Raw genomic sequence first — 18,778 nt, forward strand, 5'->3', positions numbered from 1 at the left:
AACAAAGGACAGCAATGTCAGCTGACGATCAGTTGCGCCCATTCCGCTCCGAGCACGACCTCCTCGGCGACCGCGACGTCCCCGCGGACGCCTACTGGGGCGTCCACACGCTGCGCGCCATCGAGAACTTCCCCATCACGGGCCAGCCGCTGGCCAGCAACGCCAACCTCATCAAGGGCCTGGCCGCGGTGAAGCTCGCCGCCGCGCGCACCAACCGCGAGCTCGGCCTGCTGGACGAAGAGCGCGCCAAAGCCATTGAGCAGGCCTGCCAGGACATCCTGGACGGGAAGCTCCATGACCAGTTCATGGTGGACGTCATCCAGGGCGGCGCGGGCACCAGCTCGAACATGAACGCCAACGAGGTCATCGCCAACCGCGCCCTGGAGATCCTGGGCCACCCCAAGGGCGACTACGCCAGGCTGAACCCGAATGACCACGTCAACCTCAGCCAGTCCACCAACGACGTCTACCCGACGGCGGTCAAACTCGGCACCATCTTCGGTATCAAGCAGCTGCTCTCCGCACTCAAGGAACTCGAAGTCGCTTTCGCGGACAAGGGCACCGAATTCCGCAGCGTGGTGAAGATGGGCCGCACCCAGCTGCAGGACGCCGTGCCCATGACCCTGGGCCAGGAATTCGGCGGCTACGCTGTGACCGTCGGGGAGGACCGGGCCCGCCTGGCCGAATCCCAGATGCTGATCCACGAGATCAACCTCGGCGCCACGGCGATCGGCACCGGACTGAACGCTCCCGCCGGCTACGCCGAGGCCGCCTGCCGGCACCTGGCCGAGATCACCGGCCTGCCGCTGGTCACCGCCGTCGACCTCATCGAGGCCACCCAGGACGTGGGCGCGTTCGTCCACCTCTCCGGCGTGCTGAAGCGCGTGGCCGTGAAGCTGTCCAAGATTTGCAACGACCTCCGCCTGCTGTCCTCCGGGCCGCGCGCGGGACTGGGCGAGATCAACCTCCCGGCAGTGCAGTCGGGATCGTCCATCATGCCGGGCAAGATCAACCCGGTGATCCCGGAAGTGGTCAGCCAGGTGGCCTATGAGGTCATCGGCAACGACGTCACCGTCACCATGGCGGCCGAGGCGGGCCAGCTCCAACTGAACGCCTTCGAGCCGATCATCGTGCACAGCCTGCACAAGAGCATCTCCCACCTGGAAGCTGCCTGCCGTACCCTCACGGATCGCTGCGTCCGGGGCATCACCGCAAACACCGAACACCTCCGGCTCACCGTGGAACAGTCAATCGGCCTGGTCACGGCACTGAACCCGCACATCGGCTATGCCTCCGCCACCGCCATCGCGCAGGAGGCCCTCGCCACCGGCAAGGGCGTGGCGGAACTCGTCCTGGAACACGGTCTGCTGACCGCTGACCAGCTCGAGAAACTGCTCAGCCCCGAACGCCTCGCGAACTTCCCCAACCGCGCCCTAACCTCGCAAGCTCGGTCAGGGAACCCGGCGGTCGTGGGCCCATAGCCCGACGACGGCGGCCGCACGCCGCCGTCGGACACTCACCGGAGCTGATCCCCCCAACAGCTCAAGCAGGACCCCCAACAGGACACCCCTAAGGACTCCAATGACCAACGCACCCATTACGGACCACACGGTCCCCGCCCAGGCGCACGCCTCCGAACGGGCCCTTCATGCAGAGGACAAGGGCTATCACAAGAGCCTGAAGCCGCGCCAGATCCAGATGATCGCGATCGGCGGCGCCATCGGCACCGGCCTGTTCCTCGGCGCCGGCGGCCGCCTCAACGCCGCGGGCCCGTCCCTTGTCATCGCGTACGCGGTCTGCGGCTTCTTTGCCTTCCTGATCCTGCGCGCACTGGGCGAACTGGTTCTGCACCGCCCGTCGTCGGGCTCGTTCGTCTCCTACGCCCGCGAGTTCTTCGGCGAGAAGGCGGCGTTCGTCTCCGGCTGGTTCTACTGGATCAACTGGGCCACCACCACCATCGTGGACATCACCGCCGCGGCCCTGTACATGAACTTCTTCGGCAACTACATCCCCTGGATGGCGGCTGTTCCGCAGTGGGCCTGGGCCCTGATCGCCCTGGTGGTGGTCCTGTGCCTGAACCTGGTCTCGGTCAAGGTGTTCGGCGAGATGGAGTTCTGGTTCGCGCTGATCAAGGTGGCCGCCCTGGTCGCATTCCTGGTCATCGGCACCTACTTCGTCATCTTCGGCACCCCGGTTGAGGGCCAGCAGGTCGGCTTCAGCCTCATCACGGACCACGGCGGCATCTTCCCCAACGGTTTCCTGCCCATGATCATCCTCATGCAGGGCGTGCTGTTCGCCTACGCCTCGATCGAGCTCGTAGGCACCGCAGCCGGCGAAACCGAGAACCCCGAAAAGATCATGCCCAAGGCCATCAACTCCGTGGTCTTCCGCATCGGGGTCTTCTACGTCGGCTCCGTCATCCTGCTGGCCCTGCTCCTGCCGTACACCTCGTACGAGAAGGGCGTCAGCCCGTTCGTGACGTTCTTCGGCTCCATCGGCATCCAGGGCGTGGACGTCATCATGAACCTCGTGGTCCTCACCGCCGCCCTGTCCTCGCTGAACGCAGGCCTGTACTCCACCGGCCGCATCCTGCGCTCCATGTCCGTGGCCGGATCGGCCCCGAAGTTCGCCCAGCGCATGAACAAGGCAGGCGTCCCCTACGGCGGCATCGCGATCACCGCCGGCGTCTCGCTGCTCGGCGTCCCGCTGAACTACCTGGTCCCGGCGCAGGCCTTCGAGATCGTCCTCAACGTCGCCTCCGTGGGCATCATCGTCACGTGGGCCACGATCGTCCTGTGCCAGATGCAGCTCAAGCGCTGGGCGGACAAGGGCTGGCTGAAGCGCCCGTCCTTCCGGATGTTCGGCGCCCCGTACACCGGCTACCTTTCGCTGCTCTTCCTCGTGGGTGTGCTGGTGATGGTGTTCATCGACTCCCCGCTCACGTTGCTGGTCACCCTGGTGGCCTGCGCGCTCATGGTGGGCGGCTGGTACGCCTGCCGCAAGCAGATCCACGAGCTCGCCGCGGCCCGCGACGGCTTCACCGGCAGCTCCCCGGTGATCGCCAACCGTCCGGTGTCCGGAGCCGAGGACAGGATCTAACGCTCCAGTAAAGTGCCCGACGGCGGCGCCCGGATTCCGTGACAGCGGAACCATGGGTGCCGCCGTCGGGCGTTAAACGCAAACATCCGATGATTGATGGCTAAGATTGCTTCATGGCTGTGACGGATGAAGCGATCGGCAAGATCAAGGACATGTTGATCTGCGGCGAACTCAAGGCGGGCGACCGGCTCCCCCCGGAGAAGGAACTGAGCGAACGGCTCGGGCTGTCCCGCAGTTCCCTGCGCGAGGCCGTCAAGGCGCTCGAACTCATCCGGGTGCTGGACGTCCGCCGCGGCGACGGCACCTATGTGACCAGCCTGGACGCGCGGCTCCTCAACGAGGCCGTGGCCTTCGTGGTGGACCTGCACCAGGACCGCTCCATCCTGGAACTCTTTGAGGTCCGACGAATCCTGGAACCGGCCACGGCGCACATCGCCGCAGGCAAGATGACGCCCGAGGACATCCAGGCCCTGCGCGCCACGATGCTGGGCATCGACGAGAACACCGACGTCGAGGAACTCGTGGCCCACGACCTCCAGTTCCACAACATCATCACCAACGCCGCCGGCAACGACTACCTCGGCGGCCTCCTCGAAGCCCTCTCCAGCAGCACCGTCCGGGCCCGCATCTGGCGCGGCCTGACCCAGGAGAAGGCCGTGGCCCATACCCTCGCGGAGCACAAGGCCATTGCCGACGCCCTGGAACGCGGCGACGCCGAGCTGGTCCGGGCCCTCGTCACGGTCCACATCAGCGGCGTCGAGGCCTGGCTGCGGCAGGCGCTGTAGGCCGCGTGCCGCCCAGGCCGCCCCGGAAACTGCACCTGCTGAGGACCGGCGCACCAACTGCACCGGGTGCCGAGTTCATTACTGGGCGCGGAAATGCCCGGCTGCCGGTATTCTCCACGGGTCAGAGCCCGTAGCTCCGTCGTGCCGTGCCTTCGAGGACGGCCTGCCGTCCGGCAGGGTCCAGTTCGCCGGCCAGTTCCAGCAGCACTGCGAGGGTGCGGCCGTAGGGGGCGCCCAGGGTGCTGACCGGCCAGTCGCCGCCGATCATGAGCCGCTCCGGGCCGAAGGCCTCCAGCGCCTCGTCCCACAGCGGCCGCAGGGCCTCCGCCGTGTACGGGACGCCTGGCAGGTGCAGCCCGGACAGCTTGGCCACCGTGTTGGGCAGCCCGGCCAGGGCCCGGAAATCGCGGCGCCAGGCGGCCATGGAATCCGAATCCGCCAGTGCAAGGTCCGCCAGCGGCGGCTTGCCGAGGTGGTCCAGCACCACTGTCAGCTCCGGCAGCTCCCGGGCCAGCTGGACGGTCCGGCCAAGGTGCCTCGGAAAGGCGTCCGGAACGTCGAAGGCCAGGCCATGCCCTGCCAGCAGGCCGAGGGATTCCCGGACCTCCGGCAGTTCCAGGAAGTCGTCCCGGGGATCGTCGTGGACCAGGTGCCGGACGCCGCGGAATTTGGGGTTCCGCACCAGACGCTGCAGCTCTTCCGCCGCCTCCGCGGGCTTGTCGAGCGGGATCCAGCCCACGACGCCGAGGATCCAGCGGTTCCGGTTCGCGGCGGCGAGCATGGCGTCCGTGTCCGCCGTGGTGTCGTCCGCCTGGACGAGCACCGCACCGCCGACGCCGGCCGCTAGCAGGGTCTCCCGGGCCTCGGCCTCGCCGTAGCTGCGGAACAGCCCGCCGTGTTGCGGGCCCAGCCAGGCGTACGCGCCCGCGGCCGATCCGCCGTCGAGGTCCCAGAGGTGGAGGTGCGCGTCAAGCACGCCGCACCGCCGCCAGGGCCGCCCAGAGTTCCTCGGGGACGTCCTCGGCCATCCGGGCCGCATTCCCGGCCGCCTGCTCCGGGCGGCTGGCCCCCACTGTCACGTTGACGACGGCGGGATGGCGCAGGCTGAACTGGAGGGCCGCCGTCGGGAGCTCCACACCGAAGTCCCGGCACACGCCGGCCAGCGCCCGCGCCCGCTCCACCAGGGCCCGGGGCGCGCGCCCGTAGTTGTAGTGCGCGTCCTCGGGGACCTCGGGCCGGGCCAGCAGCCCGGAGTTGAAGACGCCTACGTTCACGACGCCGGTGCCGCGGGCGGTGCAGCGGTCCAGCAGCGGGACGCCGGGCTGCTCCAGGAGGGTGTAGCGGCCGGCAAGCATCACGAGATCCAGCTCGGCGGACTCGACGCACTCGAGCGCAGCCTCCGCCGAGTTGGTCCCGACGCCGATGGCCCGGACCAGGCCTTCCGCACGCAATTTCTCGAGCACGGGCAGGGCATGGCTGATGCCGGCCTCGAGGTCATGGACGTCGGGGTCGTGCAGGTACGCGATGTCCACGTGGTCCAGGCCCAGCCGGCCGAGCGAGTCCTCGAGGCTGCGGCGGATGCCGGCCTCGGAGAAGTCCCACACGCGCAGGCTGTCTGCGGGAACGTCGAAGCCTTCGTCGTCGAGCCGGCCCTGAGCATCTTGCGGCTCCAGCAGCCGGCCCACCTTGGTGGAGATGGTGAAGCTGTCCCGGGGCTTGTCCCGGAGCACGGCGCCGAGGCGCCGCTCGGACAGGCCCAGGCCGTAGTGCGGCGCGGTGTCGAAGTAGCGCACGCCGGCGTCCCAGGCCGCGTTGATGGTGTCCTCGGCCTGCGAATCGGGCATGGCACGGTACAGGTTCCCGATGCCGGCGGCGCCGAAACCGAGCCTGCCCAGCCGGGCCGCCTCAGGCTGCCCGCCCAGCTCGGAGGCCGCGCTCATGCGAGCTCCCAGACGAGCGGGATGCCGGAATCGTTGCCGGAGTAATCGTCCTGGACCTCCAGCAGCTCCGCCATGCGGGCCTGCCAGGGCACATTGGCCGGGTGGCCTGCGAGCGCCCGGCGCATGGCCTGGTAGTCCTCAACGTCCACCAGGTGGAAGAGGTCCTGGCCGCTGCGCCAGATGCGCCAGTTGCCCACGCCGGCTTCCTTCAGTGCCGCGGCCAGTTCGGCGGGGATCACCGCGTGGACGGAGTCGTATTCCTGTTCCGCCCCGGGCTTGAGCCGGGTGTGCAGGGCGACGGTCTCAGGCACCGGAGACGCCTTCCTTGAGGAACAGCTCCAGCACGGGCACGGCCACATCGGGCCGCTGGACCGGAAGCTTGATGGTCAGGGTCCCGGCGGGCTGGGCGCCGGGGGTGGTGTTGTAGGCCTGCTGGTTGGGGTCGCTCTCCTTGAGGAACACCTCCGAGGCGTCGTTGAGCAGCTGGGCGTAGTCCACCTTCCCGGCCAGCCCAGGAAGGTGCACGAACTCGAACGGCCAGGCGAACAGGTGCACGTAGAGCCTGTCGCCACGCTGCGTGTAGCGGGCATCCGCCGGCGGAGTGAAGCCGGAGGGACCTGCGCCGTGGATGGAGCGGCCGTGCAGGTGCATCCAGTCCCCAATTCCCTGCAGCGAGGCCGCGGCGCGGGGGTCGAGGTTGCCGCGGGCGGTGGGGCCGACATTGAGCAGCAGGTTGCCGCCCTTGGAGACCCCGTCCACGAGCATCCGGATGAGCAGGTCCACGGACTTGTAGTCCAGGTTGTCGCGGTCGTAGCCCCAGCTGCCGTTGAGGGTCTGGCAGGCCTCCCAGGTGACCGGAACGCCGTCGGACATCATGGGACCGGCCGGCTGGTACTGCTCGGGGGTGACGAAGTCGCCCGGAATGTCGAGGCGGTCGTTGACCACGATGCCCGGCTGCAGCTCGCGGACCATGGCCAGCAGGGACTCGGAGTCCCAGTCCTTGCGCCCCTTGCCGCCCCAGAACTCATCGGGGTTGGCATCCGAGTAGGAGAAGTCGAAGAACAGGTAGTCGATGGTGCCGTAGTTGCTGAGCAGTTCGCGCACCTGGCCGTGCAGGTAGTCGCGGTAGCGGCCCATGTCGCGGCCCTGGTTCAGGGCGTCGACGTCCCCGGCATTGCGCAGGGGGTGCACGCTGTCCACCGTGAAATCGGGATGGTGCCAGTCGATCAGCGAGTAGTAGAAGCCCACCTTGAGGCCTTCGGCGCGCAGGGCCGCCACGTAGGGGGCGATGAGGTCGCGGCCCGCCGGCGTGTTGCTGGCCTTGTAGTCGGTGAGGGCCGAGTCCCAGAGGCAGAAGCCCTCGTGGTGCTTGGTGGTGAACACCACGTACTTCATTCCGGCGTCCCGGGCGGCACGGGCCCACTCGCGGGGATCGTAGAGGTCCGGGTCAAAGCGGCGGAAGTACTTGGCGTACTCCTCCACGGGGGTCTGCTCGCGGTTCATCACCCATTCGTGGCGGGCCGGCAGGGCGTAGAGGCCCCAGTGCACAAACATGCCAAACCGCGCCTCTTCGAACCATGGTGCGTGCTGGATCAACGGGATTCCTTCCGGGTCGTCTCAAGTACAGCGCCCGCGGCCCAGACGGGGCCCTCGGGATAGCTGTAGTCGGCCAGTGTCTCACGGAGCATTTCAGTCCCAGCGCCAGGGGCCGACGGCGGCCAGTAGCTGCCGCCGTGGACGTCCACCGGCGTCACGAAGTGCTCGTGGAGGTGGTCCACGAACTCGATCATCCGGTCCTCTTTGGTGCCGGACACTGCCACGAAATCGAACATGGAGAGGTGCTGCACGGCTTCGCAGAGGCCCACGCCGCCGGCATGCGGGCAGACGCGGACGCCGAACTTCGCCGCGAGGAGCAGGATGGCGATGTTCTCGTTGACGCCGGCCACCCGGGCGGCATCGATCTGCAGCACCTGCAGGGCACCGGCCTGGAGCATCTGCTTGAACATCACCCGGTTCTGCACGTGCTCACCGGTGGCCACGGGGATCGGGGCAACCCCGCGGGCGATGGCCGCGTGGCCCAGCACGTCGTCCGGGCTGGTGGGTTCCTCAATCCAGGCGATGCCGTACGGCGCCAGGTGGGCCATCCAGTCGATCGCGTCCTGGACGTCCCAGCGCTGGTTGGCGTCGACGGCGATCCTCACGTCCGGGCCCACGGCATCGCGCGCGGTGCGGACGCGGCGGATGTCGTCCTCCAGCGACGCCCCGACCTTGAGCTTGATCTGTGTGAATCCCTCGGCCACGGCTTCCTTGGCCAGTCGCGCGAGCTTGTCGTCGCTGTATCCCAGCCAGCCCGGCGTCGTGGTGTATCCCGGGTAGCCTTCGGCCAGCAGCGCTGCCTTGCGCGCCTCCCGTCCGGGTTCCGCGGCGCGGAGCATGGCCAGTGCTTCCTCCGGGGTCAGGGCGTCGCTGAGGTAGCGGAAGTCCACCAGGGCCACAAGGTCCTCCGGGCTCATGCCGGAAAGCAGTTCCCACAGCGGCAGGCCGGCCCGCTTGGCCTTGAGGTCCCACAGGGCGTTGACGACGGCGCCGATCGCCATGTGGATGACGCCCTTTTCCGGGCCGAGCCAGCGGAGCTGGGAATCGTGGGCCAGAAGCTTCCAGGTGGCGCCCATGTCGGCGAGCAATTCCTCGACGTTGCGGCCCAGGACGTGGTGGCGGAGGGCCTCGATCGCCGCGGTTTCCACCTCGTTGCCGCGGCCGATGGTGAAGACGAAGCCGTGGCCCCCGTGGCCGTCGCCGGCGTCCGTGCGGATGATCAGGTAGGCGGCCGAGTAGTCGGGATCCGGATTCATGGCGTCCGAGCCGTCCAGGTCCTGCGAGGTGGGGAACCGGATGTCGAAGGTGTCCACGGCGGTGATGACGCTCATTGTGCTCCTAGCTTGGCAGCTATTGGTCGTTAAATCTGCACTGAGCCTAAACATCCGATGTCTGTATTGTCAATGGGTCACATTTCCGTATTATGGAGGACAACATCACACTAGAGCTCGGATGTTAGTCCCAGAGCAGGAGGAAGCCATGAACTTGAAATTCGCCAGGCTGGGCACGGCCGGAAACGAGCAGCCGGTTGTTGTCGCCCAGGACACGAACGGCACTGAAAAGTACTTCAGCCTTGCGGCGCTGACCGGGGACATCGATGGCGGTTTCCTCGCCGCGGACGGCATCTCCCGCACCCGCGAGGCCCTTGCATCCGGCAATCTGCCCGAGATTTCGGCCGAGGGGCTCCGAATCGGCTCGCCCATTGCCCGCCCCGGCTCGGTGGTCTGCATCGGCCTGAACTACACCGCCCACGCCGCCGAATCCGGCGCGGAGCCGCCCACCGTGCCTGTCGTCTTCCTCAAGCCGGCCAACACGGTCAGCGGGCCGTTCGACGCCGCCCCCATTCCGCCGTCGTCGGAAAAGTACGACTGGGAGGTGGAACTGGGCATCGTGATCGGCCGGGAAGCGTCATACCTTTCCAGCACGGACGAGGCCGCCGAATGCATCGCCGGCTACGTGGCCGCCAACGATCTCTCCGAGCGCGAGTACCAGATTCCGGGCGCCGCCGGCCAGTGGACCAAGGGCAAGTCCCTGCCGTCCTCCACGCCGCTGGGCCCCTGGCTTGTCCCGGCCGGGCAGCTCGACGCCGGCAACCTCGGACTGCGCACCTGGGTCAACGGCGAGATCCGGCAGTCCTCCAACACCTCGGACATGATCTTCGACCCCGCCACCGTGGTCCACCACCTCAGCCAGTACATGGTCCTGGAACCGGGCGATGTGATCCTCACCGGCACCCCCGAGGGCGTGGCGCTCTCCGGCCGCTTCCAGTACATCCAGCCCGGCGACGTCGTGGAGCTCGAAGTCGACGGACTCGGCCGCCAGCGCCGGGAGTTCTACCGGGCGCAGACGCGGGCGGAATCGCTGTCCTCGGCCGCCGGGCAGGGGGCGTGAGCACCGAATTCGAGGGCCTCGCAGCCCTGGTGACGGGCGGGGCATCCGGCATCGGCGCGGCCATCGCGGACCGCCTCGCCGCAGGTGGAGCGAAGGTGGCCGTGCTGGACCTGAACCCGGCCGGTTCGCCGCATTTCGGCGTCGAATGCAACGTGGCCGATGACGCCTCGGTGCGGGCCGCCGTCGACGCCGTCGCCGCGAAGTTCGGCCGCCTGGACGTGGTGGTCAACAACGCCGGGATCGGCGCCCAGGGCGACATCGCCGCAAATGACGACGCCGAGTGGCACCGCGTGCTGGACATCAACGTCGTCGGGATTGCCCGCGTCAGCCGTGCGGCACTGCCGTACCTGCGCGAATCTCCGGCCGCGGCGATCGTCAACACCTGCTCCATCGCCGCGACGGCGGGGCTGCAGCAGCGCGCGCTGTATTCGGCGTCGAAGGGTGCCGTACTGTCCCTGACCCTGGCGATGGCCGCCGACCACGTCCGCGAAGGCATCCGGGTGAACTGCGTGAACCCGGGCACCGTGGACACGCCTTGGGTGGGTCGCCTGCTCGATTCCGCCGCCGACCCCGCCGCGGAACGCGCCGCCCTCAACGCCCGGCAGCCGCACGGCCGCCTGGTGGATGCGGCCGAGGTGGCCGGCGCCGTGGCCTACCTCGCGAGCCCTCTGTCCGGTTCGACGTCGGGCACGTCCCTGGCGATCGACGGCGGCATGCAGGGCCTGCGGCTGCGGCCGGTGGGCTAGGGGTTCCCCGCCCTCGCTTACCCGCGAACTCGCGGCTCCGGGGCCGTGCTGTTCCCCGTCTAGTCGGCGGACGACGACGGCGGAGGGTCGCCTTATGGGGCTCTTCGCGGTTCGTGGTGAATTGACCTGCTGAAGGGTGTTCACGCTGCGACTCTCGCGGCGCTGGTGAGCAGGATACGGGATCGGTAGTTGCGCTCGTTGCTCACCGTCGACCAGGTGCTCGAGCGGCGCCGGGGGCCGACGCCGGCAGACCAGGTGCTCGACGCGCTGCGCGACGTCTACGACACCTGCCCCAAGTGCGGCACGTACACCGGCGGGCAGCCGCACGGGTGCTAGGCCAGCGAGCGGAGGCCCGATCTTGTGTCACCGTTCGCAGTGGACTTCTTCGCGTACCCGCTTAGATCGGTCAACGGCGCACCCGATAGCGCAGGTGAAGCACCCGGTTGCCCTGAATCACCACGTCAGGATCCTCCAACAGGTGCTGCGCGTGGACCGACCCGAAGTAGCGCTTGCCGGACCCGAACACGACGGGTACGACGTCCATGCGCACCTCGTCGATCAGGCCCGCGGCAAGCACCTGGCCACCGACGTCGCCAGCGGCGACCTCGACCATGCGGTCACCGGCAAGCTCCTGCGCCTTGGCCACGGCTGCCTCGACGCCGTCGACGAAGTGAAACGGCGCCTCGGGGTCCCAGCCCTCAGGCTCCGGCCGGTGCGTCACGACGACCACGTGGTCGACCCCGCCCGGAGGCTTCCCGTCCCAGCCGTCCGTCAAGTCGAAGACGTGGCGGCCGACTAGTGTCGCCCCGATCTGGTCCCAGTACGGCCGGGTGTAGTCGTAGGACGTCTGCGACACCTTCAACTCGCCGCTCTCGTCCAACGGCACGTCACCGCTGGACAACCAGTCGAACAGGGGTCCGGGCTGGTCATTCTCGTCCGCGATGAAGCCGTCCACCGACACCGAGCTGTACATGACCACCTTGCCCATGGGGCTCTCCTTTGCCTTGGGGTGCCCCCAGATTAGCGGCTCTCCGCGGGTTCGTGGGCGAATTGACCTGCTGAAGGGAGTTCACGCTGCGACTCTCGCGGCGCTGGTGAGCAGGATACGGGATCGGTAGTTGCGCTCGTTGCGGAAGCCGCGGCCGGTGCGCTTGATGTGCTTGATCTTCGTGTTCGCTGCCTCGGTGCGGGCGTTGGTTGCGCCGGTGACGATGAGCACCTCGATCTGTTCCCACCAGGTGCAGATCGTCTCGAACAGGCGTCGTCTCGGGCATGTCGGCGGCCAGCACGGCCATGCCCAGACGCATCTTCGCGTCGTGCGCGTCGGCGATCGAGCCGGTCCTCAGCAGCATGCGGACGTGCTCTTTGACGCCCCAGGCGGCGCCCAGCTCGTCGGTGGGCAAGTTGAAGATCAGGCTCGCCGCATCACGCCGCAGCCCATAGGCTCGTACATGGCTCGTGGTCCTCAGGATCGGTTGTCTCTAGCAACACCCATTCCAGCAGGGCCACGAGCCCCGTCACATCACTGCGACACCGCGCCCTTCACCACGAACCTTGAAGAGCCCCTTAAGGTGGCCCTCCGCCGTCGTCGTCCAGACCCCCGTGCGGCGTTCCGGGTCCGATCAGCCCGGCTCAGCGATCTTCCATCAGGCTGACGAATTCCCCGGTGGCGCAACCGGATCTATCCAACAGGCGCCCCAGGTGCTTGAAGACGCGGACGACCATGGACCGATCCATGATCACGGCATCAGGCAGCCGCCTTTCGAGTTCGGCCTCGAGCCTGAGCGTGTCGGACCCGCTGCGGGCACTGAGCGCCACAATCAAATTCCATTGGCCGGTGGTCACGCCGGCGAACTGCACCTCAGGTATCCCGGCGAGTGTTTCGCGTGCCCCGCTGATCGACAAACTCGGCACCTGGATGAAGTACCACGACACCGTCGGCCAGGTCGAATATGGCTGCGCGACGTCCACCCTGAGGTCCAGGGACCCCTGCTGCCTCATCGTGGCGATCGCATCCCCGACCCGCTGCGGACTCATGCCCAGGATCCCCGACAGTTCCACATTGGTCGCCCGCGCGTTCCGCTCAAGGGCGCTAACCACCCGTGACATGGTCTGCTGCGGGACGACTTTCGCGGCTCCGGGGCGCGGGGGCCTGAACCTCGGGATCCGGGCCGCCTGCGCGGGCGTGAGCGCCCGGAGGGTCCACTGCGATCCGATCTTCACGGTTACATTGACGATGTGCGTTCGGACCAGACGCACCGAGGGCAGCCGGCCCAGTTTGACGAGAATGTACTCCGCCAGTTCGTCGTCGTTCCTGGTGGACAGCGTCATCAGGATGTCACGGAATCCGCTCGTGAGGTCGATCGAATAGATCGCGGGATCCCGGCCGGCTTCTTCGGCCGTCGCGAGAGCTTGCCCGGGTTCGCACTGTATTTCGACGATGGCCAGGCTGCGCGGGGAATCCATTCCATGCATGGCAGTGATCCAGGCCAGCCCGGTGGCGGAGATCCTTTCCCAGCGTCGGGAAAGCGTCACGGAGTCGGCGCCGATGACATTGGCGAGGGACGTCCACGGCACCCTCGGTTCGATCTGGAGCGCATTGATAATCTGCAGATCCAGCTCGTCAAGCTGATCTTTATTCACATGACTTCCTTATATCACCAGAATCCTGCATATCAGCATGCGCTTGTGTTGCCGATGTCACAGTATTCCACGTCACAACCGCATCTGGCGCGTTTCCTAGGAAGGAACCCCCAATATGGACACAGCCCACCAACGGGCCACTCACAGGACAGGCGCCAAGCTTCGCCTGTTCGTCCCCGTACTGATTGCCCTGGAACTCTTCTCCGGTCTGGTCCAGGGCTGGATAGTGCCCTTGCTGGGAGAGATCGGGCGCGTTTATGACGTGCCCGCCGGGGCGACCAGCTGGGTATTTGCCGTGGGACTGCTCTCTTCTGCCGTCTCCGTGCCGCTGCTCGCCATGCTTGGTGACCGGTTCGGGCACCAGAAACTGCTGGTGATCTCGGTGACGCTCGTGGCTGCCGGCTCCCTGCTGATCGCGTTTGCCCCCAATTTCACCTTGCTCCTGCTCGGCGTGGCCGTCCAGGGTCCGGTGGCAGCATTCCTTCCGCTCGATATGGCGCTGCTCAAGGCACACCGCCTGCGGTCGGCCAACCGGGACATCGGGTTGATCGTGGGCACCCTCACCATCGGGCTGGCCGCGGGCATGGTGCTGTCCGGTGTGGCGCTGGATGCCCTGGGAAGCCTCGCCGTCGTGCAGATGATTCCGGCCATCGGAATCACTCTGCTTGTGCCGGCCATCTGGCTCCTGGTTCCCGAGACCAGCCCCGATGCCACCCGGCGCATTGACTGGAAGGGAGCCGTGTTCCTCGGGACGGGCCTGGTGGGCATCATGTTCGGACTGTCCGAGGCCCCGCATCAAGGGTGGACGTCGTCGCAGGCCCTGCTCCCCCTGGCCGCCGGGATCATCGCCCTGCTGCTCTTTTTCGGGGTGGAGAAGCGGGCCGAGTCCCCTCTCGTGGACCTCAAGGTCATCCGCGCCTCGCGGCTGGGCATGCCGATCGGCATCGGCTTCCTGGGTGCTGTCACGATGTTCGGCAACCAGGCCCCGCCCGTGCTCTACCTGACCGCCAACCCCAATCTGCTCGGCTACGGCGGAGGCCTGTCCGCGGCCGCCGTCGGGATGGTTCTCGCCATCAGCTCCGCCAGCCTGGCACTCGGCACGTTCGTCTCGTATCCGGTGGGCCGGGCGATCGGGCAGAAAGCCGGCTTGGTGTTTGCGTTCCTGGTGTCGGCCGCGGCCCTGCTGTGCCTGGCATTCGTGCCCTCGTCCGCCGTGCTCGTGATCGTCTGGATGGCGGTCGCAGGATTCGGCAACGGAATCGTCCTCAGCGCGCTGCCGGCGGTCGTGATCGACCGGGCTCCGGCCTCCGCCCCGGCGTCAGCGTCGGGCGTCTACAACACCGCCCGTACCATCGGCGGTTCCCTGGCCGGGGCGTTCGTGGCTTCGGTGACCACGGTGCTGGTCGTCTCGGTCGGCGGCTCCGGATCCACCGTCACGGCGCCCTCGCTGCAGGCGTTCCAAGTGATCTGGACTGTCTTTGCTGTGCTGAACGTGGCCGCTGCCGTCGCCTCCATTTTTCTCTCGCGCGGCAGCGCCGAAGGCCAGGAGGAGACAGCGCTGGCGGACTCCGACTCCGACCGTGCGCCCGTCAGCGTTCAGCCCTAAGACCCCGGAAAAGCACATGAAAGACAGGAACCTTCACCATGACCCCAGAAACATCCACGACCGTGCGGGACATCATCACGAAAGCCGTCGAACGGCACCGCGACTCACTGCTGCAGCTAAGCCATAGCATCGGCACCCATCCCGAACTGGCCTTCGAGGAGTTCCATGCGGCTGCCGAGGTGGCCGACGTGCTCGAGCGTGCGGGATTCGCCGTCGAGCGGGGAGCCTACGGGCTGCCCACTGCGCTCGAATCGGTCTACGGAAACGGCGATTGCACGGTGGCGCTGGTCGCCGAGTATGACGCGCTGCCCGGCATCGGCCATGCCTGCGGCCACAATGTCATCGCAGGCGCGGCCGTTGGAGCAGCACTCGCACTCAAGGACGTGGCGGAGACGCTGAACCTCCGGGTCAAGCTCCTCGGCACCCCTGCCGAAGAGGCTGGCGGCGGCAAGATCCTCATGCTCGAACAGGGCGCCTGGGACGACGCCGACTTCTCCCTCATGGTGCACGGCTTCACCGGCCCGCAGATCCCGTGTGCATCCTTCACCACACAGGCGTACGAGCACATCACGGTGACTTTCACGGGTCGGGCCGCCCACGCTGCCGCCGCACCCCACGAAGGAGTGAATGCTGGAGACGCGGCAACCTTGGCGCAGGTGGCCTTGGGGCTGCTCCGCCAGCAACTCAAGACCAGCGTCGTCGTTGCGTCATTCGTTGAGTGTGGCGGAGCGGCGACCAACATCATTCCGGGACAGAGCACCATTCAGGTTGAAATCAGGGCCTTCGATGAAGACGACTGGTTTGACGCTAGCACCCGTGTGCGGGCTTGCATCGAAGGAGCCGCCATGGCCAGCGGCTGCCAGGTGAGGATCGAGCGGACCGAGGAACCGTATGCACCCATGCGCCAGCACCCGGACCTTGCCCGCTACTGGGACGGAAACATCGAGGAACTGGGCTACCGGATCGAAGTGCCTGCCGCTTCCGGCGGCGGCGGATCCACGGACATGGGCAACGTTTCCTTGTTCTTGCCCTCCATCCATCCGAGCCTGTCTTTCCGGAACTGCGACGCCGTTCCGCACACCCTCGAGTTCGCCGAAGCCGCCGTTTCGCCGGCCGGAGACCGGGCAGTTATCGATGGGGCACTGGCATTGGCCCTCACCGTTGCGGATGTGGCCATCGACCAGGAGCTGCGCGCCGGCCTTCGCGAACTCCGGGCAGAGCGGGCAGCGAACGCGGTCGGTGCCGAACTGATCGGCACCGCCGCCGAAGCCTAGGATCTCCCTGTCAGTTCCCGTCCTTCCTAGGCTCAGGACGGGAACGACGCCACCCTCCCTCGACCACCGCACGCCGCGAACCCGCGGCTGTGGCCCGGACATGACGCCTGCAGACGTCGAGTCCGGGCCACAGCCACTATCCCGCCGAAATGCTATGCCCGGAAGACCCTCTCGCGGCTCCGGTCGATCACCGGCTCCGGATCGTTCCTGAACTCCCGGTGGCGGCGTGGGAAGACCCAGAAACTGAAGTCCTTCGCGTCCACCCGGGGCTCCGGGCGCTCCTCAGGTTCCCGTGAGGCATCCTTCTTGGTGTCCCACCGGTAATCCTTGCTGTACGGGTAGCACATCACAGACCTCCTTCCAGCGACTGCCCCTTAATCCTCCTCCCGTTCCGCCGCGCGGTCGACCCTTTCGGGCTCCGTCCGGCGTAACGCAACGGGGCGGCAACCTCCGGCGCACGCACTTCGCCTATGCTCGACTTCCAAAGGCATCAACGGCGATCCACCAAGGAGCAAGGCCATGAGCAACTGGCGCATCAGGGACTTCCACTCGTCCGATCTGGACGGCATCCTGCATCTGTGGGAGTCACTCAAGGCGGACGGCGTCGAGCCCGTCTACGCGCTGTCCGAGGTGCTCGCGTCCTGCGAGAAGGACCACGCGGTGGTGGCGGTGCAGGGTGATCAGGTGGTGGGCGCCGCCGTCGGACGCGCCGCGCACGACCAAGGCTGGATCGTCTTCCTCGCCACGCTGCCCGAGTTCCGCGGGCGCGGCATCGGCACCTCGCTGCTGGCCGCCGTCGAGAACCGCATGGCGCCGCACGGCCTCAACAAGCTCTCCGCGCTCATGCCTGAAACCGAGACGCGCGTGGAGGCGTTCCTGGGCCGCGGGTTCGTGGTGAAGAAGAACCTGCGCTACTTCGAGCGGACCATCCCGGTGCAGCGCCAGGAGCTGGAGCCGCTCGGCCTGCTCGGCGGCCGGATCCTGGCCCGCGATCTGTGGGAGAACGTGGCGGGCATGCGGCGCGAGAAGGAACTGCTGGAGCGCCGCCTGGTGCTGCCGCTCGCCGAGGCCGACCTCGCCGATGAATACGGCGTGGTGCCGCCGCGCGCCGTGGTCCTCTTCGGCCCCCCCGGCACCGGCAAGACCACCTTCGCCAAGGCGATCGCGTCACGCCTGGAGTGGCCGTTCGTGGAGGTCTTCCCCTCCCGCCTGGCCGCCGACCCCAAGGGCCTGGCCGGCGCACTGCGCGAGACCTTCCTGGAAATCGCCGAGCTCGAGCACTGTGTGGTGTTCATCGACGAGGTGGAGGAAATCGCCTCGCAGCGTGCCGGGGACCCGCCGTCACCGCTGCAGGGCGTCACCAACGAACTCCTCAAGATCATCCCCGCCTTCCGCGAACAGCCCGGCCGCCTGCTGGTCTGCGCCACCAACTTCATCCGGGCCCTGGACAGCGCGTTCCTGCGCCACGGCCGCTTCGACTACGTCATCCCCATCGGCCTGCCGGACACCCACGCCCGCGAGGCCATGTGGCAGCGCTTCATTCCGGCCGCCGTGGTGGACGACGTTGATGTGCAGCTTCTGGTGGAGCGCACCCAGGGCTTCTCCCCCGCGGACATTGAGTACGCGGCCCGGAGCGCCTCCCAGCGTGCGCTCGAAAAAGCCGTGTACGACGACGGCGGTGCCGGCGGCGGCAATGGTGCCGGCGGCGTGTCCGCCAACGGGCGCAGGGGGCCGGTCACCCAGGACTACCTCGATGCGATCGGCGACACCCGCACCACGGTCAGCGAGGAGGTCCACCGGGACTTCCTCGAGGACATCGAGGTGCTGGGCCGCGTGTAGCCCCTGTTCGCATCCCGAATTCGCGGGTAACGTGCCAGCTCGCTGCAAGTTCGGTTTACGGCGAACTCGCACGCTTCCCGCGAGCTGTGACACCCACGGCCACGCCAGGAGGAAACCATGGTGCTTTTTCTAACCATCCTGAGCGGCATCGCCTGGACGGTCGTCTACATCGAGGCCATCCGGCTCGGCTTCCGGGACAGGAGCTATGCGATCCCGGTCGCGGCCTTGGGCCTCAACATTGCCTGGGAGTTCCTCTACGCGGCCCACGGCCTGGCGACAAGGATCGACGTCCAAGTAGTCATCAACATCGCCTGGGCACTGGCCGACGTGGTGATTGTCTACACTTTCCTCAGGTTTGGCCGCGCCGAGTTGCCCTCATTTGTCACCAGGCCCTTGTTTGCAGGCTGGGCTGTGCTGCTGTTTCTCACGTCCTTCGTGGTTCAGTGGCTCTTCGTTGTCCAGTTCGATTGGGACAACGCGGCACGCTACGCCGCGTTCCTGCAGAACCTCCTGATGTCCGGCTTGTTCATCGCCATGTTTGCGGTTCGGCGGGGCCTCCGGGGCCAATCGATGCTGATCGCCGTGGCGAAGTGGATCGGGACTCTTGCACCAACGATTTCCTTCGGCTGGTACATTCATTCGCCGTTCATCCTTGGCATCGGCCTGCTCTGCAGCATCTTCGACCTGGCCTACATCGGCCTGCTGTGGTGGGCGCGAAACAGCCCACGGGCGCTTGCCCCGGCTGGGAACCCGTAGCCCTCTGGAGCGGCCCTCTGACGCGGCGGTACGCTGAGCCAGCACATGGAACCGGCACGAACGTGCCGATTCATGGCAACAAACCCTTGATTCCACCTGTCGC

Annotated in this window: 18 protein-coding genes; 9 read left to right on the plus strand and 9 right to left on the minus strand. The window is 67.4% G+C overall.

From position 1 onward, the window contains the following. Nucleotides 1-14: 14 nt before the first annotated feature. The 3 genes from aspA (at nt 15) to J1902_RS10090 (ending at nt 3,884) form a co-directional block, all read left to right on the plus strand. The gene (aspA, locus tag J1902_RS10080; RefSeq protein WP_242701840.1) at nt 15-1,481 is read left to right on the plus strand and encodes an aspartate ammonia-lyase; all 1,467 of its coding nucleotides are present in this window, start codon (nt 15-17) and stop codon (nt 1,479-1,481) included. 100 nt (nt 1,482-1,581) lie between these two features. Beyond that, on the plus strand, nt 1,582-3,099 hold the full coding sequence (locus J1902_RS10085; protein ID WP_207616121.1) for an amino acid permease: 1,518 nt from the start codon (nt 1,582-1,584) through the stop codon (nt 3,097-3,099). Between the two features lie 113 nt (nt 3,100-3,212). Beyond that, on the plus strand, nt 3,213-3,884 hold the full coding sequence (locus J1902_RS10090; RefSeq protein ID WP_207616122.1) for a FadR/GntR family transcriptional regulator: 672 nt from the start codon (nt 3,213-3,215) through the stop codon (nt 3,882-3,884). 121 nt (nt 3,885-4,005) lie between these two features. On the opposite strand, the gene J1902_RS10095 is transcribed toward J1902_RS10090, so the two are convergent. Genes J1902_RS10095 through J1902_RS10115 form a run of 5 tightly spaced genes read right to left on the minus strand, consistent with a single transcriptional unit; the run spans nt 4,006 to nt 8,751 of the window. Continuing rightward, nucleotides 4,006-4,860 (minus strand): amidohydrolase family protein, encoded by an 855-nt coding sequence (locus tag J1902_RS10095; protein ID WP_207616123.1) that lies wholly within the window; start codon nt 4,858-4,860, stop codon nt 4,006-4,008. Further along, nucleotides 4,853-5,824, minus strand: coding sequence for an aldo/keto reductase (locus tag J1902_RS10100; protein WP_207616124.1), 972 nt, complete (start codon nt 5,822-5,824; stop codon nt 4,853-4,855). The genes J1902_RS10095 and J1902_RS10100 overlap by 8 nt, the downstream gene beginning before the upstream one ends. Continuing rightward, nucleotides 5,821-6,135: an L-rhamnose mutarotase gene (locus J1902_RS10105; protein ID WP_207616125.1), complete on the minus strand. Its 315-nt coding sequence runs from the start codon at nt 6,133-6,135 to the stop codon at nt 5,821-5,823. Before J1902_RS10105 ends, J1902_RS10100 begins: the two co-directional genes overlap by 4 nt. Then, nucleotides 6,128-7,420 carry an alpha-L-fucosidase gene (locus tag J1902_RS10110; RefSeq protein ID WP_207616126.1) on the minus strand — a complete coding sequence of 431 codons (1,293 nt, stop codon included), beginning with the start codon at nt 7,418-7,420 and terminating at the stop codon, nt 6,128-6,130. The genes J1902_RS10105 and J1902_RS10110 overlap by 8 nt, the downstream gene beginning before the upstream one ends. Further along, nucleotides 7,417-8,751, minus strand: a complete 1,335-nt coding sequence (locus J1902_RS10115) for an L-fuconate dehydratase (RefSeq protein ID WP_207616127.1) — start codon at nt 8,749-8,751, stop codon at nt 7,417-7,419. Before J1902_RS10115 ends, J1902_RS10110 begins: the two co-directional genes overlap by 4 nt. Before the next feature lie 148 nt (nt 8,752-8,899). On the opposite strand from J1902_RS10115, the gene J1902_RS10120 reads away from it, so the two are divergent. Both J1902_RS10120 and J1902_RS10125 read left to right on the plus strand, forming a co-directional pair. Continuing rightward, complete coding sequence (locus J1902_RS10120; RefSeq protein ID WP_207616128.1) at nt 8,900-9,811, plus strand: fumarylacetoacetate hydrolase family protein; 912 nt, start codon at nt 8,900-8,902, stop codon at nt 9,809-9,811. Then, nucleotides 9,808-10,557 carry an SDR family NAD(P)-dependent oxidoreductase gene (locus J1902_RS10125; protein WP_207616129.1) on the plus strand — a complete coding sequence of 250 codons (750 nt, stop codon included), beginning with the start codon at nt 9,808-9,810 and terminating at the stop codon, nt 10,555-10,557. The genes J1902_RS10120 and J1902_RS10125 overlap by 4 nt, the downstream gene beginning before the upstream one ends. 406 nt (nt 10,558-10,963) lie before the next feature. Here J1902_RS10125 and J1902_RS10130 read toward each other — a convergent pair whose 3' ends face one another. The 3 genes from J1902_RS10130 to J1902_RS10140 all read right to left on the minus strand — a co-directional run bounded on the left by J1902_RS10130 (nt 10,964) and on the right by J1902_RS10140 (nt 13,200). Then, a complete protein-coding gene (locus tag J1902_RS10130) occupies nt 10,964-11,545 on the minus strand; it encodes a dihydrofolate reductase family protein (RefSeq protein WP_207616130.1) in 582 nt (193 codons plus the stop codon). Nucleotides 11,546-11,626: 81 nt separating this feature from the next. Continuing rightward, nucleotides 11,627-11,776, minus strand: coding sequence for a transposase (locus J1902_RS10135; RefSeq protein ID WP_307794422.1), 150 nt, complete (start codon nt 11,774-11,776; stop codon nt 11,627-11,629). A 413-nt stretch (nt 11,777-12,189) separates the two neighbouring features. Beyond that, nucleotides 12,190-13,200, minus strand: a complete 1,011-nt coding sequence (locus J1902_RS10140; RefSeq protein ID WP_207616131.1) for an Lrp/AsnC family transcriptional regulator — start codon at nt 13,198-13,200, stop codon at nt 12,190-12,192. A 115-nt stretch (nt 13,201-13,315) separates the two neighbouring features. Here J1902_RS10140 and J1902_RS10145 point away from each other — a divergent pair, with 115 nt between their 5' ends. Continuing rightward, nucleotides 13,316-14,806: an MFS transporter gene (locus tag J1902_RS10145; protein ID WP_207616132.1), complete on the plus strand. Its 1,491-nt coding sequence runs from the start codon at nt 13,316-13,318 to the stop codon at nt 14,804-14,806. 38 nt (nt 14,807-14,844) lie between these two features. Next, on the plus strand, nt 14,845-16,080 hold the full coding sequence (locus J1902_RS10150) for an amidohydrolase (protein ID WP_207616133.1): 1,236 nt from the start codon (nt 14,845-14,847) through the stop codon (nt 16,078-16,080). A gap of 152 nt (nt 16,081-16,232) precedes the next feature. Here J1902_RS10150 and J1902_RS10155 read toward each other — a convergent pair whose 3' ends face one another. Continuing rightward, a complete protein-coding gene (locus J1902_RS10155) occupies nt 16,233-16,427 on the minus strand; it encodes a hypothetical protein (RefSeq protein WP_207616134.1) in 195 nt (64 codons plus the stop codon). 172 nt (nt 16,428-16,599) lie between these two features. Here J1902_RS10155 and J1902_RS10160 point away from each other — a divergent pair, with 172 nt between their 5' ends. Together J1902_RS10160 and J1902_RS10165 are read left to right on the plus strand one after the other, a co-directional pair. Further along, entirely contained in the window at nt 16,600-17,919 is a 1,320-nt protein-coding gene (locus J1902_RS10160; protein WP_207616135.1) for an ATP-binding protein, read from the plus strand. Nucleotides 17,920-18,036: 117 nt separating this feature from the next. Next, nucleotides 18,037-18,675, plus strand: a complete 639-nt coding sequence (locus tag J1902_RS10165) for a transmembrane-type terpene cyclase (RefSeq protein WP_207616136.1) — start codon at nt 18,037-18,039, stop codon at nt 18,673-18,675. The last annotated feature ends 103 nt before the right edge of the window (nt 18,676-18,778 follow it).

The sequence above is a fragment of the Arthrobacter cavernae genome (genome assembly GCF_017368795.1).
GTDB classification, from domain to species: Bacteria; Actinomycetota; Actinomycetes; order Actinomycetales; family Micrococcaceae; genus Arthrobacter; species Arthrobacter cavernae.